Origin of the sequence: Pseudoalteromonas sp. SG43-5 (assembly GCF_014164345.1) — a bacterium.
Classification (GTDB): domain Bacteria; phylum Pseudomonadota; class Gammaproteobacteria; order Enterobacterales; family Alteromonadaceae; genus Pseudoalteromonas; species Pseudoalteromonas distincta.
The window spans coordinates 35,322-52,590 of sequence record NZ_JACJFA010000011.1; the positions used below are offsets into that span (position 1 = coordinate 35,322).

Genomic DNA, 17,269 nt, shown 5'->3' on the forward strand with positions numbered 1-17,269 from the left:
ATGAACAAATTAACAGTACTTTCTTTAGCAGTAATGGTCGCGCTAGCAGGTTGCTCGAGTGACGATAACAAAAATGAAAACAATATTATCGCAGTAGATAACGCTATTGCAGTGGGCTCTGAGCAGTGCATTAATGGCGGTGTAGAGACTCAAGTAGGCGCAGATACCAATAATAACGACGTGCTAGATAGCGACGAAGTTAACTCAACTAATTTAGTGTGTAATGCACCTGCAACGTCGCTCACAAACGAGCAATTAGCCTCGCTTACTAGTAATGCATGGTTTAGTGAAGCACAAACAAAATTAGGTGCTGCACAAACAGCAAGTAGCAACATTGTTACTGAATCAGGCAAAGCTAAAAACGTTATTTTATTTGTGGGCGATGGTATGGGTATTTCTACCATAACCGCAGCACGTATTTTAGCGGGTCAGTTAGAGGGCGAAATGGGTGAAGATCACCAGTTAAGCTTTGAAACTATGCCTTTTTCGGGCTTTGTAAAAACATACAACGTAGATGCGCAAACGCCAGATTCGGCAGGCACTATGACCGCAATGGCATCGGGCGTTAAAACCGACGCAGGCGTTATTGGTATTGATGAAGCGGTTGAGCGTGGTAATTGTGCATCAGGCAAAGGGCACGAACTTGTTACCTCGTTAGAGCTTGCTGAAATTGCAGGTAAAGCAACAGGGATTATTTCTACAGCGCGTATTACTCACGCAACACCAGCTGCAACGTATGCTAAATCGGCAGAGCGTAACTGGGAAGATATCTCCGATATGCCAGAAAGTGCTGCAACGTGTGAAGACATTGCATCGCAACTGGTTAACTTTGAAGCCAATCTAGAAGCACGCTTTAGTGGTGTTGATGTAGACGGTATTGACGTAGTAATGGGCGGCGGTCGTCGTCACTTTTTACCAAAAGATGCTGCGTTTAATTCAACCGATGCAGTAAGTGCTGTTGAAGGGGATCGTACAGATAACCGCGACTTAACCGCAGAGTGGAAAACGCAATATCCAAATGGCACGTACGTAATGGATCAAACCGGTTTTGATGCAATAAGTGACGACGCCACTAAAGTGTTTGGCTTATTTAATGAGTCCCACATGCAGTACGAAGCTGACCGTGCAAACGATGTTGCAGGCGAACCTTCGCTTTCACAAATGACCGAAAAAGCAATAAACGTGCTTGATAACAACGAGCAAGGTTTTTTCTTAACGGTTGAGTCGGGTCGAATTGACCACGCGCATCATGCGGGTAACGCTTATAACGCGTTAAACGACACTATTGAGCTTGCTAAAGCCGTTAAAGTGGCGATGGAAAACACCAACCCAGAAGAAACACTCATTGTTGTAACAGCCGATCACAGCCATGTATTTACCATTGCCGGTTACCCTAAACGCGGTAACCCAATTTTAGGTAAAGTGGTTGCCGTGGGCGAAACTGAGCCAAGCTTAGCCGCCGACGATATGCCTTATACAACGGTTGGTTACACCAATGGTGGTGGCTTTAGAAACCTAGGTAGCGAGACTGATGCCGATGCAGGTTATGCCTTTGCACCGGTTACAGGGCGTGTTGATTTAACAGATGTCGATACAACAACACCTGGTTTTCATCAAGAAGCACTGGTACCAATGGGCTCAGAAACACATGCCGGTGAAGATGTTGGCGTTTATGCAATGGGCCCAGGTGCACACTTGGTAACAGGCACAAACGAGCAAAGCTTTTTATTCCATGTAATGGACTTTGCAGCTGACTTTGTAAAAACAGCAGACGAAAAACTAGCGCAATAAATACCGGCTAGTTATAAATTTAGTTAAATATATCTAAATAAAAAACCCCGCATACTGTGCGGGGTTTTTGTCATTAAACTGACATTTATAATCGTTATGTTATTGCCATAAACTTGAAATATAAATAAGAGATAGCTAAATGAAAAAAGCGTTATTAATAATTGCCACGCTTGTAAGTACAAGTAGCTTTGCCTCGCAATGTGATATTGATGCCAAGCATTTAAAAGCGGATTATAAAATTACCAACAGCCATAAAGCGCAGCAAAGTAGCGAGTCACTTACCCTTTGGCGAAACGATCAGCAAGTAGCGCATCAAAGTGAAGTAATCACCGAGCTTTGGCAGCACTTAGCTAATAATCAAATACGACCAATACGTTACTTTAATGCCCAGCAACGCGGTATTGAATACCAACCATCTGAGGTACGCGGCGTACAAAACTGGAGTGCTAAAAACCAGCTGGTGGATAACCACCTAATCGAAAAAATGATCCTAGTAAGCACACAAGGCAGCGGCTGTGATGAAGTAAAAAACTATACACTGAGCGAAAATGGCAACGACTTTAACCTCGCCTTTTTTACGCATTCAAAATTAGTTAAAACATTTAGTATTAGTAACAAAAAAAGCCAAACAACTACCTTACTTAGCCTGAACAATGTAAGCACTGATGAGCCACTAATTACCGCTCAATTTGCACAGTGGGATCGCTTTCAAACCACCGATTACGCCGACATTGGCGATAACGAAGGTGACCCATTTTTAGCTAAAATGATAAACCTTGGTTTTATAGAGCACGGCGCAACTGGCTTTTATAACCAGCAGGGCGAGGCTATTCAAGGCGGGCATCACCACTAGGTTTTAGCGTTTTTAAATGTAGTAGCTCATAGCTGAAAGAATGACTGGCTATGAGCTACAAGTAGCACTGAAAGAGCTTCCCTAAATTCCTGCCACAGATATAACCTAATCAAATACCTTTTTTCGTATTTTCAAAGTTAACATATCGACGGAGGTTCTTTTTTGATAAAACAGACGTTACTTAATATCGGTACGCGACCAAGATTTACAGCCTCTTTGTAATAAAAATAAAGCTAGAGTCTCATTCATTAATGATATTAGCTTAAGTTAATGGCTCTTTGCTTCTTTAAAAGGACGATATAATGAAAACTAATCCTATATAAAGAGGCTAATTAGTTATGGAAAAGTTGATTATGAAACTACTAAGCGTAGTGAGAGTTGAGAATGTTTCAACGGTTACTGTTTGTATTTGTCTTGTTTTATTAGTGTTTAAATTAGGGTGAAGAAATGGATATTGATGAGTTGACTGAGTTAGTTCAAGGGAAAGTGTTTTTTGCAGGCGCTTATAAAAATACACCTTGAAGATGTAGTGGAAGTGAGAGAAATTTTAAAAGCTTCTTATAAACATAATGAGTTTCCATACTACGCAAAGCTTGAACATAGCTGGAATATGCTAGAGAAAACTCATTACATAATGTAATTGAGTGTGAACAAGTAGAAAGTAATCTATTAAATAGCTTTTTATACTTCATAGAATCTGGGCTTTATCCACCTCCTGAGTTATTAATTGTTATCGCAAGTTGTTTTAGAGCTCATATGATTAGCGGAGGGAAAACTAATTTATCTGAAGATTTCTTCGGAAAAGATAAGCAGTTCGATCATTGTATGAACGTGTCTAAGATTACTAAGTATATGGATTTTGAATTAAAATGGGTTATAGATAAAAAGGAATCATTGCAGGCCGTTGCGGAACAATACTTACTAGAATGCTCAGAAAAAAATAATAACACATTCGGTGAAAATACTGATTTTGAAAGCTTCTTAAAAGGTTATCGTCGTTGGAAAAATGATTCAAAAAAACAAAAATATTATTAAAAATTATTTAGGGATTGAATGTTCGTTGCAGTGCCAGCTACAGGCTTAATAGAGCGTTTAGCAATCATATCTCAAGTTTATGTGCTGCCAGCTATTGCCAACAGCACAAATATAAAAGCCTTAACACTACTCCAAATGAGCATCATCAGGCTTTTTGGGTCTATCAGCTAGCTCTGTTAGGCCGTCTTCGCAATCGCCGCTGTTGCAGGTATTTAAATCGCTTTGTGCTTGTTTATCTTGTTGCAGAACTTGTTTTAAATCTTCCATGCGTTGGCGCACTGCTACGCCGTAGCTGGCGTCGTCTCCCCATAATGCAGCAAGTTGCAGTACTGCAGCGCGGTCGTGGTCTCTAAATAGCTTACCGGCGCGCTCTGCATCTTGCTTAGTGTTACCTAGTAACTCGAGTGCTTCTACGGCAAGGTTAATAGCTGAGTCGACTGTTTCGCGGTTAAACGCATCTACTTTTAAATTAAGTAACTGATACGCATGGCGGCGGTCGATTGCGCGAGCAACAATTTTTAACTGCGGGTAGTTTTTATGCGCGAGCTTAATTATCTCAATGGTTTTATCGGGGTTATCAATTGCAATTACCAGCATTTGCGCGGTGTGCGCGCCTGCGGCTTCAAGGAGTTCTTGGCGTGCGGCATCGCCATAAAATACGGTATTGCCAAAACGGCGTAGTAATTCTATTTGGCTTGGGCTGTGATCAAGTACAGTAATTTCGTAGCCTTGCGCGTGCAGTAAACGACCCATAATTTGGCCAAAACGTCCGTAGCCCGCAATAATTACGTGCTTAGCGGTGCTAATTTGCTCAGGCTTATCAAACTCAGGCAGAGCACTGCTGCTGCGTTTTTGTATTTGCTCATAAACCATAAGTAATAACGGCGCTATTAGCATTGATACCGCCACAACTAAGGTAACAAGGCTGGTTTGCTCGGGCGTTAAAATACTTAAGGTGGTGGTTACGCTTAACAGTACAAAGGCAAACTCACCCCCTTGGGCAAGCGCTAAGGCAAATAATAATTGCTGTTTGCTGTTAATTTTAAAGGTAACGGCAAGGGCAAATAAAATGCAGGCTTTAACTACAATAAGTAAAACCACTAAGCCTATAACAGTACTAAACTCGTTAAATAGCAGTTCAAAGTTAATTGATGCGCCAACAGTTATAAAAAACAATCCTAAAAGTAAGCCTTTAAAGGGTTCTATATCGGCTTCTAATTCGTGTCTAAACTCACTCTCGGCAAGTACCACACCCGCTAAAAAAGTACCCAAAGCAGGTGATAAACCAATGCTTTGCATAACCAGTGCAATAGCGACCACTAAAAACAGTGCAAAAATAGTAAATATTTCACGCATGTGTGTTTGGGCAATGTATCTAAATAACGGCGCCGATACATATTTACCGCCGGCAATAATAGCGGCAATAACTGCAACCGATACACATACTTGTTGCCATACAGGCCAGCTTGCAATAATTGAATCGCTGATTTCTTTTGTGCTAGTTTGCGGGGCAAATGCAAGCAGTGGCAATAGGGCTAAAATAGGAATAATTGCGATGTCTTGAAACAGCAATACCGAAAACGCGTTTTGTCCGGCTTCTTGCTTTAGCCAGCCTTTTTCTTCAAGGCTTTGCAGCACAATAGCCGTAGAGGAGAGCGCGAGCATTAAACCAATGGCGAGTGCGGTTTGCCAATGCATGGCAAAAAACCAATAACAAAATGCAAAAATTGCCGCTGCCGTTAACACAACTTGCAAGCCGCCAAGCCCTAAAATAGAGTGGCGTAATGTCCATAAACGCGAAGGTTGCAGTTCAAGGCCCACTAAAAACAGCATCATTACTACGCCAAATTCAGCGAAGTGCATTACATCTGTTTGATCGCCCACAACACCCAGCGCATAAGGGCCAATGAGTATGCCGGCAATTAAATAACCTAACACTGAGCCCAGTCCGACTCGTTTTGCAATAGGGACAGCTACTATGGCTGCTGCTAAGTAAATTAAAGCAATTTCTAACACGCGTTTATCCTAATAACATCAAGGCTTTTAGAATGGCTTAGCTGCTTATAAAATACAATGGATTATATGGCTCAAAGTTGCTTATTTATCAGTAGCTATAACACTAATGGTTATAACTACTGGTCTAAAAATAGCACTTTATGTTGAAGGACTTATTTGGGGGCTAAATATTACAAATACTTATAATTGCTGAGCTTGGTTGGCCTGAATCAGAATGGTAAATAGTAATGTTTGAGCTGATTGTATTTTCAACGCTTGTTTCAATTACTGTTACTTCAAATTCGGCAGATGCAGGTAGGTCGATATCTAATTCGCTATCGAAGTAAGTACTTCCGCTTTTTTGTAAAGTAAGTGGTTTTGTTTGATCAAAGCTAAATTGAAAGCTATCTGACGCTAAAAGTGTATCTACCATGTTAAAGCGTAAATTAACGGTGTCGGGGCCTGAAAACTCAGCACACACAAATACCGAAACCTCAACAGCTTGTAAAACGGGCATGCTATTTTGGCCTATATCCACAGTAAAGTTGCTTTGCGTAATAGCTACAGAGTTGTATTCCCCTGCTGCAATCCTTTGATCTGCTGTTTTTATCGTTATTTTTTCACCTTGCGCTAAATTAACCTCTTCATCAAAAAAGCCATTTGTGTTAGTAGTGTACTGCAGTCCATTAATTGTTAGCTGTGCATTGCTTATAGCCGCTTTTTGCACATTAGTGAGTTGCCCTTTAATACGACCGGTAAGTTGTGCAGAGTTAGTTACTGTAATTGAAAATTGCACACTTTTTGAAAAGCCATCTGCATCAGTTGCTACAACGGTTAGCGTGTAACTACCTGTCATATCGGCGATAAATTCGGTAATATTTTGGTTTGTATTGCTTAAGCTGGTACTCGAGCCTGAAGGGGCTGATAGTGTCCATGCGTAATCGAGAGTGGTTCCCTCTGGGTCGTAACTTTGGCTTACATCAAATTTAACTGCATTGCCCACTACTTCGTAGCGTGACTGCTCCCCCGTGAAGCTAATTACTGGCAGTGCATTTTGTATTACATCAATTGTTAGGGTTTTTGTGTCAGAGAACTGCACGCCATCGTTAGTGCGTAACGAAATAACAACTTGCCCCTCTACTGATGCGCTAAACGTTGGTTTTGATATTGTATTACTGCTAAGCGTTGCTTGGCCTTGCGACGAAATGATTTCCCATTGGTAGCTTAGTGGTTGGCCTTCTGGATCGTAACTATTGGAAGCATCAAGTAAAACTTGTTCATCAACCGTTATAGAGGTTTCATAAGTTACCAAAGTGATAGGCTTTTTATTGCTACTGGCGTGCAGTACTGAGGTTGCTTGGTTTGAGCTTAATTGCCCATCAGACACTGTAAGCACTACAACGTAGTCGCCTTCTTTATCGGCAACAATAGAGGGCGTTGCAGATGTGTTGTTAGTGAGTTGCGATGCACTATTTACAGGCTTGGCTTGTAACTGCCAGTTATAACTCAGCGTATCTCCGTCTGGGTCGCTACATTGTTGGCACTGCAAAGTGGTTGATTCGTTTAAAGTAATATCACGTTCGGATTCAAGTGTTGCAACGGGGGCTTTATTACTTGTGGTAACAGTTAAAGTAACAGATGCGGTATCACTTTCGTTTTGTTGATCGGTAACGGTGAGTGAAAGCGTGTAATCTCCAGCTGTTGACGCTGAAAACCCAGCGGTATGATTTTGCATGTTTGAAAGAGCTGGCGTGCTGCCCTCGGGTTTTGATGTAATTGCCCAAGCATAACTAAGCGTATCGTTTTTATCGGGATCAGTACTTTGGTTACCATAAAGCGTAACAACTTCATTTGGGGCAATTGTATTATTTTCTACGTTTATAACCGCTTGTGGCGATGAGTTAGAATTAAGCGATTCACTTTTTATGAGTACGACAGTGCTTGCTGTATCACCTTGTGAATTAGTAACGGTAAGTTCAACCTTAAACTCGCCTATTTCGTCGGCAACAAACTGGCTTTTTACTTGAGTCGCATTTTCAAGCGTTGCATTACTTGCTACGGGCTTGGTAATAAATTGCCATTTGTATTGATTAATGGCGCCGCTGGTTGTGCTACTTTGCGCGCCATTTAAAAGCACAACATCACCTTGTTTAACGGTTTGTGTGCTACCTGCGTTAGCCGTTAGTTGGGTATTTGCAGTAACGGTGAATTGTTTTTGTGCAGGACTGCTTGAAAGCTTGCCGTCACTCACGGTTAATACTAATTGGTATTCTTGTGCTTCAGATACTGAAAACTCAACGGTACTTTCGTTATTAACCGTAATCGGTATTTCTACTTGTTCGTTTTTGCTGGTTAATTGCCATTGATAGGTGAGTGCATCGCCATCGGGGTCACTACTTTGTGCTGCGCTAAAAACGAGGGTGGTATTTACTTTAAACTCCGATTGCTCGGTGGTAATAACCGCAATAGGCTTTGTGTTAGTGCTGAGCGGTTTAGTTACTGTTTTGGGGTCTGAACCTCCAGAGCCACAAGCTACGAGGGTGAATAAAGCAGTAATTAAAACTAATAACTTCCATTTCATAATATTAATATCCTTTTAATAAGTTGAATATTAATATGTACCTAAATTAGATATAAAGCAAAAAAATAAATCAAATAAATAAATTTTCATTATTTTAGGAAATAGTTAACGCGAAACAGTGCTGATTTTAAATAATTTATACTTTGAGGGGAGTGCTTTATGCCCAGATTGATAGGGCATAAAGCGTATTAAATGGCAGTTAAATAACGCTTAAATAAAGTTAGTCAGCTACTTTTACTGAACCGCTAATATTATCGATACTTACATCGCCCGAGCCCGACTCTGTAATAGTCAGCCCCTTTGCATGGTTAACGCGAATATCACCCGAACCGTCTTCAATTGTTACGCTTGAACCAATATGCTCAATGACCATGTCGCCAGAGTTATCATCAACATTAACAGCACCGCTTATATGGCTTATCACTAAATCACCCGATCCATCTTCAACGTTTAGCGAACCGGTTATGTTGCTCACGAGCATTTCGCCAGAACCATCGTCAATAGTTGCATTGCCGCTTACGTTGTTTATATGAATACTGCCAGAGCCGTCGGTTAATTCTAAATTACCTGCGATGTTTTCAAAGTTTACTTCACCTGATCCATCGTCAACAGTTAGGTTTTTAGCACCGCTTATTGTTAAATTTCCTGAGCCGTCTTTTACATTAATATTGCTTTGCATAGCATTTATAAAAATGTCGCCAGAGCCATCATCAATATCTAAATTTAGATTACTTGGCACAGTAACCACTAAATTAATACTTGGAGATTGACCACTGTAAAAGCTAATACCATTACGGCTTTTATTTTGGGCAACAAGCTTTGCCTGTTTACCGTCTTGCTCCAGCGTTAGCTCGTATTCGTCTTCAATGTCGGCTGTGTAAATAGTGGCATCAACACTAATGCTGGTGGCCGTTTTTGAGCCTTTTATTTCAAGGCTACCTGCACCGCTTAATACATTTAAATATTCAAGATTATTGCTTGGCAGTGATAGCTGTTGAGTTTGCTTTACTGAGGCAACGCTTGGCGATATGTGAAATACACAGCCACTTAATAATAAAATGCCGCCAATAAGTGAAAGTGGTTTTGTAATGTTAGATACAGTTGATGAGCTCATGTTTAGTCCTTTGTATTTTTGTTTGTATTTATATAAACAATATAGAGCAAAAATGAGGCCGAAATGTAAGCTGTTGTTTTATATAGGGTGGTGGTTTTTTATGAAAGTTGAAATACTAATAAGTGGTTAAAATAACTAATTATTAATATAAAAGGATGCGTGATGCATCCTTTTATAATTGCTCTGCTTTTATTAGGTCGTGTTGATCTTTGTGGATTGAAATTTGTTCAATCTAGGGGCGATTAAATCGCGGCGCGAGGTTTGTAACCTAGTGGACTAAGTAAAAACCGAGCAACAAAGAGTTAATCGTCCCTAGAAAGAACCCAAAGGGCAGCGCATGTTTGGTATTTATGCTGCGTTATCGCCTATTTATGGGGAATAACCACACTACATAGGCTCTGCCTTGCCTAAAAACCAAACATACTGCTGCAAATTCACCCACCAAAGATCAACACGCCCTAGTAAACTAATTAAAAGCTGTAAGTAATATTACCGTATAAGAAACGCCCGTCTAATCCGTAAGGTGCATACGGTGTGTACGGGAATATTTGACCAAAGTCAGAGTAACCAATGTTATCCACGGTGGCTTGTGGGTACTGATCGAACAAGTTGTTTGCACCAACGGCAAATTTCCAATATTCGTCTGGACGGTATGCCACTTCTAGGTCGGTGATCCATTTAGGGTCTAAGTATTCATCGCGATCAGCTGTAGTTGATATGTCAGCGACTTCACCATAACGTGTGGCACGAAGCGTTGTTTGCCATTCGTTAAAGTTCCACACTGCTGATAGGTTCCATTTGCTATCTGGCGTGCCTTCTTCAAAGCGACCTACTTCACGACGCGCAAACACTACGTAGTCGTCACCTAGTGAGTTAAGCTGCGCTGGGTTGTCTTTTACGTGTGTTACTTCGGTGTCGTTAAAGTTAGCTGCTACGTTTAGGCGTAAATCACCTAAGTTGTCTAAATCTAGGTTATAAGTGGCAACTATATCTACACCTTGCGTGCGTGAATCGATAGCGTTGGTAAAGTAACGTACGCTTTCGGTATTTAGCTCACCGGCATTTTGTAGTATTTCTACTACGGCATCGCCCTCTAAGTTTTCAGACAATACAATACGGTCATCAATATCAATACGGTACGCATCAACGGTTAAGCTAAAGCTGCCTTGCGTGTACATAAAGCCTGCAGTAACGTTTACTGACTCTTCAGCATCTAACGGCTGAGCACCGAGTGCTTGCGCTGCGGCTGAATCGGTTGGGAATAAACCAACTTCAAATGGTTGGTTGTTTTCAAGTACTGTTGATATTTGGCGGTACGAGCTTTGCGCTAAAGATGGCGCACGGAAACCGGTGCTAATTGCACCGCGCAGCGATAGGTTTTCAGTAATGCTGTAACGCGAGGCAAGTTTAGAGGTAAATGTGTCGCCAAAGTCGCTGTAATCTTCATAACGACCCGCTAAAACGACGTTCCATTTTTCTGTTAAGTAGGTATCAAACTCAACAAATAAAGCGATGTTATGACGGCTTTCGTCAGTCGCACTTTCTGGTCCAAAACCAGCAAGTACTTGCGCGCCACCGGCTGCAATTGGGTGACCGTCGCTATCAAGTGCGGTGATGTAAGACGCTTCTTCGCCTTCTTCTATTTTGTAGCTTTCGTGGCGGTATTCAGTACCTACGGTAAAAAATACGTCATCAGGTAAGCCTAAATCGAGTGTGGTATTGGCTGTTGCGTTTACTAAAAACTGATCGTAAACCAATGCACCGTTGTCAAATTCGGTTGGGCTGTCGGCACCTAGTGATGTGTTTATACTATTTACAACACCGAAGCCAAAGTCGTTACGGCCGTAGTTGGTACTTACATCCCATGTCCAGTCGTTAGTTTCGCCTTTTAAGCCCAGTGCAAATGAGTAGTCTTGTACGTCTGTTTCAATCTGCGGCAAAAATCCATCTGGGTACACTTCTAAAACGTTACGGCTGTCTTTTGCACGGCGGTAAAAACCACCTGAATTACCTTCACGCTTTGAGTAGCTACCAAATGAATAAAGGTTTAAGCCGTTATCAAAGTCGTAACCCATGTTGTAAAACAACGCGTAATCTTCAAGGTCTGCTTTACCAAAACGGTGGTTGTAACGATCGATAGTAAATTCGCGTGGGTCTAGGCTGCCATCATCAAGACGGCTGTATTGTTCGCGTGGGTCAAAGCCTGAGCGTTGCGTTGAGTCGTTATCGCGGTATTCAATTGATACGTTTACAAAGCCGTTATCAGATAACGCAAAACCAGAGTTTGCGCTAACAGTGCGTGTTGCACCGTCGTTTACTTCTCTGTCGCCACCGGTATTAAAGGCTAAGTCGCCGTTTGCATCTGCGTAGGTGCTTTCTAGCTGAGGTACGCCAGCCATTTGAGTATCGTATTTACCGTACGTTACGCTAACGCTGCCGCCTTCTGAGGCATCTTTAAGTACAATGTTAATTACCCCAGCAATTGCATCAGAACCGTACTGTGCGGCTGCGCCATCACGAAGTACTTCAACACGTTTAATTGCAGAGGTTGGGATCATGTTCAAATCAACAGCGGTAGAGCCTCGACCAACAACACCTGCTAAGTTTAATAGCGCACCGGCATGGCGGCGCTTACCGTTTATAAGTACTAATGTGTGATCGGGTGCTAATCCACGTAAAACAGCTGGTTTTGCATGGTCAGTACCATCACCCATAGTGGCACTTGGGTAGTTAAAGCTAGGTACTTGGTTTGCTAGTATTTGGCTTATTTCTAGCTGACCCGTACTTTGCATATCACCGCTGGTAATAATATCTACAGGTACTGAGCTTTCGGCAATACTGCGTAAGCTACGGCGAGTACCTGTTACTGAAATCACTTCAATGCTTTTTTCGGCTTGAACATCTTGTTCTGCAGCAAATACAGAAGAATAGGGTGCACTAAGTGCAGAAGAAACGGCCAGGCTAAGTGCTACTTTTTTGGCTGATAATGGCTTTAACATGATGTTGATTCCCTTGAGGGCTGCTGACTATTGATTTTAAAAAGGAGCGCATCATATAGAAGCGACTACCCTAGTGCAAAGATAAAAACTATCTAAGATATTCTAAGTTGTTAACAAGTAAGGTCACTGTCTACGCGTGATATAGGCGTTTGGATCGTTGTAGTTGCAATCTTGTGTCGAATGGTTGCGAATTCAAGGGAATTTTAGATAAAAGTTAGTAAGACGTAAAAAGGCCAAGCAAATGCTTGGCCTTTCAATTTTTTAAATTTAGTAATTTAAATTATTCAGGGGCAACTTCAAGCGTTGTAAATAATGCATAACGTCCTGCATCTACGCCTTCTTCATTTACGGTAACCTTGTTAGAGGTTTCGATTAGGTATAGGCCTGGCTCTTTCCACGTAATTGTAAACATACCGTCTTTATCGGTCGTTACTTTTACTTCGCCACGCTCGTTACGGTAGCGTGTGTCGCCTTTTAAAATACTTACTTCAACGCCTTCACCAGCAGATTTACCATCTTGTAGTAACTGAAAACGTGCTTGTTCGCCTACAAATAAATCGTTTGGATGCGTTGGACCGCTAAGCTCTAAGCCTAAACCTAGCTGTGCAGGTTTTGAGGTGCCATTTCGGCTTACAAATGTATCTACTGTTGAAACAACCTTCGTTGTCGTTACATCTTTTGCATTGCTAGGTAACTCGGCTTCTGTTTTTTTACCAAATACGCGCTGGCGCTTACCTTCTTCGTTTTTATAGAAGGTCATGTACATTGGCTTTTGGGTCATTGCAATGTGGTAAGTGCCTTGCTCTGTTAAGCTTACCGCAGCTGAGCTTTTACGCTTTAAGTAATAAGCACGAATGGTGTCGCTTACTGGCTCACCATTAGGCGCAAGTGCCATTAATAATGTGTCGTCGTACTCGGCGCCTTTTTCTTTAGGTTTAAAGGCTTTGTCTGGTGCAAACATTTCGTTAGAGATACTAGCGTCAATCATTACGTAATGCGCTTTATCGCCTGATAAAGAGGTATGCGAAGGTAGTAACCAACGTCCGTGTGCACTTGCTGAAGTTGACACTAAAGCAGATAAGCTCAATGCGCCGATTAATGCCGTTTTTAATAAATTAATTTTCATTGTATTTCCTTAAATTCAAATGATTAAGTAGCAGCTACTTAGTGCTTACAGTGACGAAGCTTTTAGAAAACTCGTTTTTACCATCAATTGTTAGTTTGCCTGATTTAGTTAAATCAAGCTCAACGCGGGTGTAGTCTCTGCCGCCTTCTTCGCGTACAACTTCAATATTTAGTAAGTATTTACCTGGTTTTACTGGGTTACCGTCTAAATCATTACCTTGCCAATTTATGGTGTAAGTACCTGCGCGTTTTGTTGCGCCGCTAATGCCGTCAAAGTTGGCATCGCTTTTACCGGCTTTACGCCACCATTGGCGTAAGTCTTTAAACCATTCTGCTTTTTGCACCCAAAGTGCAAGCGTTGTAACGTGTTTGCGCTCTGGTGTTTCAAGCCAAACTGCAACGTATGGGCGGTGATACGGTTGTACTTCTAAGTCAGGAAGTGTTAATTCAACCTCTAGCTGTGGTGTTTTTGCATGCGCCGTTGTTTGAAAAAACGCAGCTACGAGCAGTAATGCGGCGCTTATAAATAATTTAAATTTAACCATTAAGACACTCCTTTTATTTGTGGAACCCAACATAAATAAATAACCAGTGGAGTTACCACTCCGAGTACGGTTATCCATATTCCTGCTAAGCGTTTTTTTCTATTTTGAAACAAAATAATCATGCCGGTGATGGCAAATAAAATCATTAGTACGGCAGATATATCAATTACCCAACTCCATACTTCACCGCTGTGGCGGCCTTTATGTAAGTCGCCAATAAGGCTTAAAAAGCCACCTGTTTGGTAATCAAGATTTAGCTCGCCAGTTGTAAAATCAAGCTCTGCGTAGGCAAACCCAGCAGGCAGTGGGTAGTCGAGCATGACAAGCGCGTCTTCTTTTTCCCACTCAATGCTTTTTACTTTTGTAAGTGCATATTGCTCGGCTAGGTAAGCTTCTATTTCAGGGTAAAGCGTTGGCAGCGTATTTAGCTGCTCATTCGCTTTGGTAACTAGCTCTGTTGGAATTACCGCCGTTACTTGGCCATTATTTTTATCGTTTTTAAGCCAATCAATATGGTTGAGCACAATGCCGCTAACGCAAAATAAGATAAGCAAAAAAAACAAAGCTGTAGAAATATAAATATGTAGAGCACGGCTTGTGCTATACAAAGCCCGCTTGTTAATAAACGACATAAAAACAGTAAATAAATTAAATTTACAGCATGATAATGATTTGCATTAGCTATTACAAATTTACTTACTTATCTTTACATAAAAACTTTAAAACAAAGGCGGTAAGCAGGTAAAAAATGAATATTTAACGCTTAGGAGGGCTGGAAGGTCTTAAAATAAGGTAAATCATTACCAATACTTCTATTACTGCAACGAGATAAATAACCCAAATAGGGGCGGTTGAATACAGTAAAAATGTAAATCCAATTAACATGCCAATGGCGGCGTAGCATTTGGCTTTTACAGGCACTACTTTATGGGCTTGCCATTGCTGCAAAGTTACACCGTAACGAGGGTGGTTTAACAGCCATTGTTCAAGCGCGGGTGATGAGCGAGTAAAGCAGGTGAGCGCTAAAATAAAAAATATAGTGGTAGGCATGACCGGCAGCACAATGCCAATAATACCCAAGGCTACAAGTATTAAGCCAAGTGCTTTAAACCATAAGTTTTTATAACAAATAAACACTGCTTTTATATTCACTTAGGCTCTTTTTAGTAATGGCTGATACTTTCGATTGTAGGCCAAATAGTTATAAAATCGAAGTGTAAAAACATAAAAAAGGGCAAACTAAGTTTGCCCTTTTAAATTTATAAAATAGGTTTTACTTATCTAGAAGTAGTAACCTACGTTGATGTTAAAGCGACGCTCTGTATCGCCATCACCAATAATTGTTCCGCCAATAAATGGCTGGTTACGTGCTTGAATAAAGTCAAAGTACGTAAATAACGGGCCTGCTGATACGCTCATACCTGTTACGTTCATCCATGTATCTGCACTGTCGTCAGATTTGTCATAAATGATCCCGTAATCGTTGTAAAACTGTACGCCTGTTATAGGGCCTAAATCAACCGATAGGTCGTAAGCTACGTTAAAGTTAGTCATGGTAGCTTCGCTTGATACGGTGTCGTAGTAGTCAAACGCACCTACAACAAAGCGGTTGCTGTTGTCGTCTAGGTCGTAGTCGTACTCACCGTGCTGAAATTGAATATTCCAGTTATTTATTTGGCTGTTTACGTGGAACGCCCATGCGCCGTAGTTACCTGCACGGTCGTTACCATCATGTAAGCCACCGCTTAATAGTGATACACCCACATCGGTTTTAGCGTTTTCGCCATGCTCAATTTGGTACACTGTACGAGCTGCAAATGTGTTGTATTCACCAAGGCGAGAGCCAGGTGCATCGTATGTGCCTTCGGTTGTTGCACGGCTACCAACTATATCAAAAGAGTAACGCTCGTTAACTTCAGAGCTGCCATCAACGCCGCCTACTTCATCATTTTTGAAAAAGCCTAGGTCTAGTTTCCAGTTATCTTTTAGTTTACGGTTTACTGTTACACCCAAGTCAAAGTCGTCTTCTAGGCCAACATAGTAGTTAGTGCTAAAAAAGTAGCTGTGTGAGTTGTATGGGCCATTACCAAAAGGGACAGGTGCAATACCAGCTTGTGCTTCCCAGCCATCAGTAAATTCGTAACCTAAGTATGCATACTTAACAATGGTCATGTAATCGTAAAAGCGAAAATCACCATTAACAGAAATATCGTTTATTTCGCCAGATAAGTTAATGCGAAATACTTCAAAGTCTAAGTCGCCGCTACGATCTTGAGTGTCTTCATCGTATGAATTAGTGCTGTAATTAAAACGCACTGCGCCACCAATTTTAACGCCTTCGTCTTTTTTCTCAGATTCGGCGGCAGCAACAACAACTTCTTTGTTATCAGCTTTTTTACTAATTTTTGCAACTTCTTGCTTGTGTAGCTCATTAATTTTTTGCTGTTTTGTTTTTTCATCAGCTAACTTATTTTCAAGCAGTTGCATTTGTTGCTTTAACTGCTTAAGTTGGCTTTGTAACGTGTCTAGATCATCAGACGCATAAGAAGTACTTGTAACACCACCTAGAACTAGTGCTAGTGTTAATTTTGAGAGTTTAGTCATAATTGCCGCTCAGATTTTGATTAAAAAATAAAAAATTCAAGACGTAAAAAAACGCCTTACGTTTAGGGTAAGTACAAAAACTATGTATTTTTTTTATTATTTATTCTTTAGGAGCTTGAGTAAGCGCACCAACTTCTAGAAGGGGCGATGCATCTAATTTATCTGCATCCATCATTGCGGCTACACGCTGCATTGATGAGAGTAAAAGGCTCTGTTCCCATTCAGCAAGTGCAGAAAACTTTTCAATAAAGTGTTCTTGCAATGGCTGAGGTGCTTTATCAAGTAACTCTTTTCCTTTATCGGTGAGGTATAAGCTCACTCTGCGTTTATCCATTTGACTGCGTACGCGTGTTACTAAGTTTCTGCTTTCTATTCTGTCGAGAATATTGGTGACCGTTGCTGGGCTTAAATTTACATTTTGAGCAATACGGCTCGCCGTTATTCCATCGGTTTTTTGCACTTCTTGCATTATAAGCAATTGTGGGCCAGTTAAACCCGAAGTTTTATTTAGCTGCTTAGAATGTAAGTCAATCGCGCGGATAACTTTACGTAAAGAAACCAATAACTCGTCATATTTTTGCATTTGCTTATCTCGTCGATGGGGCGGTAGTTTGCCGTAATCGCGAA

The 17,269-nt window shown here is 41.1% G+C and carries 13 protein-coding genes; 3 read left to right on the forward strand and 10 right to left on the reverse strand.

Translation table 11 applies throughout. From position 1 onward, the window contains the following. The 3 genes from H5161_RS12545 to H5161_RS20155 all read left to right on the forward strand — a co-directional run bounded on the left by H5161_RS12545 (nt 1) and on the right by H5161_RS20155 (nt 3,679). Nucleotides 1-1,791, forward strand: a complete 1,791-nt coding sequence (locus tag H5161_RS12545; RefSeq protein WP_182769433.1) for an alkaline phosphatase — start codon at nt 1-3, stop codon at nt 1,789-1,791. Nucleotides 1,792-1,930: 139 nt separating this feature from the next. Further along, the gene (locus tag H5161_RS12550) at nt 1,931-2,644 is read left to right on the forward strand and encodes a hypothetical protein (protein WP_182769434.1); all 714 of its coding nucleotides are present in this window, start codon (nt 1,931-1,933) and stop codon (nt 2,642-2,644) included. Nucleotides 2,645-3,400: 756 nt separating this feature from the next. Next, on the forward strand, nt 3,401-3,679 hold the full coding sequence (locus H5161_RS20155) for a hypothetical protein (protein ID WP_259398699.1): 279 nt from the start codon (nt 3,401-3,403) through the stop codon (nt 3,677-3,679). Between the two features lie 126 nt (nt 3,680-3,805). On the opposite strand, the gene H5161_RS12560 is transcribed toward H5161_RS20155, so the two are convergent. From H5161_RS12560 to H5161_RS12605, 10 genes are all read right to left on the reverse strand, one after another. Continuing rightward, entirely contained in the window at nt 3,806-5,695 is a 1,890-nt protein-coding gene (locus H5161_RS12560) for a monovalent cation:proton antiporter-2 (CPA2) family protein (RefSeq protein WP_182769435.1), read from the reverse strand. A 163-nt stretch (nt 5,696-5,858) separates the two neighbouring features. Further along, nucleotides 5,859-8,255 (reverse strand): PKD domain-containing protein, encoded by a 2,397-nt coding sequence (locus tag H5161_RS12565; RefSeq protein WP_182769436.1) that lies wholly within the window; start codon nt 8,253-8,255, stop codon nt 5,859-5,861. Between the two features lie 220 nt (nt 8,256-8,475). After that, nucleotides 8,476-9,369 carry a hypothetical protein gene (locus H5161_RS12570; protein WP_182769437.1) on the reverse strand — a complete coding sequence of 298 codons (894 nt, stop codon included), beginning with the start codon at nt 9,367-9,369 and terminating at the stop codon, nt 8,476-8,478. Between the two features lie 470 nt (nt 9,370-9,839). Next, nucleotides 9,840-12,368, reverse strand: coding sequence for a TonB-dependent receptor (locus H5161_RS12575; protein WP_220493540.1), 2,529 nt, complete (start codon nt 12,366-12,368; stop codon nt 9,840-9,842). 280 nt (nt 12,369-12,648) lie between these two features. Next, nucleotides 12,649-13,494 (reverse strand): DUF4198 domain-containing protein, encoded by an 846-nt coding sequence (locus H5161_RS12580; protein ID WP_182692761.1) that lies wholly within the window; start codon nt 13,492-13,494, stop codon nt 12,649-12,651. Between the two features lie 34 nt (nt 13,495-13,528). Continuing rightward, on the reverse strand, nt 13,529-14,038 hold the full coding sequence (locus H5161_RS12585; RefSeq protein WP_024596098.1) for a DUF2271 domain-containing protein: 510 nt from the start codon (nt 14,036-14,038) through the stop codon (nt 13,529-13,531). Beyond that, entirely contained in the window at nt 14,038-14,670 is a 633-nt protein-coding gene (locus H5161_RS12590; RefSeq protein ID WP_182769438.1) for a PepSY-associated TM helix domain-containing protein, read from the reverse strand. Before H5161_RS12590 ends, H5161_RS12585 begins: the two co-directional genes overlap by 1 nt. A 124-nt stretch (nt 14,671-14,794) precedes the next feature. Further along, nucleotides 14,795-15,190 (reverse strand): YbaN family protein, encoded by a 396-nt coding sequence (locus H5161_RS12595; protein WP_182769439.1) that lies wholly within the window; start codon nt 15,188-15,190, stop codon nt 14,795-14,797. 129 nt (nt 15,191-15,319) lie between these two features. Next, the gene (locus tag H5161_RS12600; RefSeq protein ID WP_182696061.1) at nt 15,320-16,642 is read right to left on the reverse strand and encodes a carbohydrate porin; all 1,323 of its coding nucleotides are present in this window, start codon (nt 16,640-16,642) and stop codon (nt 15,320-15,322) included. Between the two features lie 100 nt (nt 16,643-16,742). Continuing rightward, nucleotides 16,743-17,225 (reverse strand): MarR family winged helix-turn-helix transcriptional regulator, encoded by a 483-nt coding sequence (locus H5161_RS12605; RefSeq protein WP_002960189.1) that lies wholly within the window; start codon nt 17,223-17,225, stop codon nt 16,743-16,745. Nucleotides 17,226-17,269 lie beyond the last annotated feature (44 nt).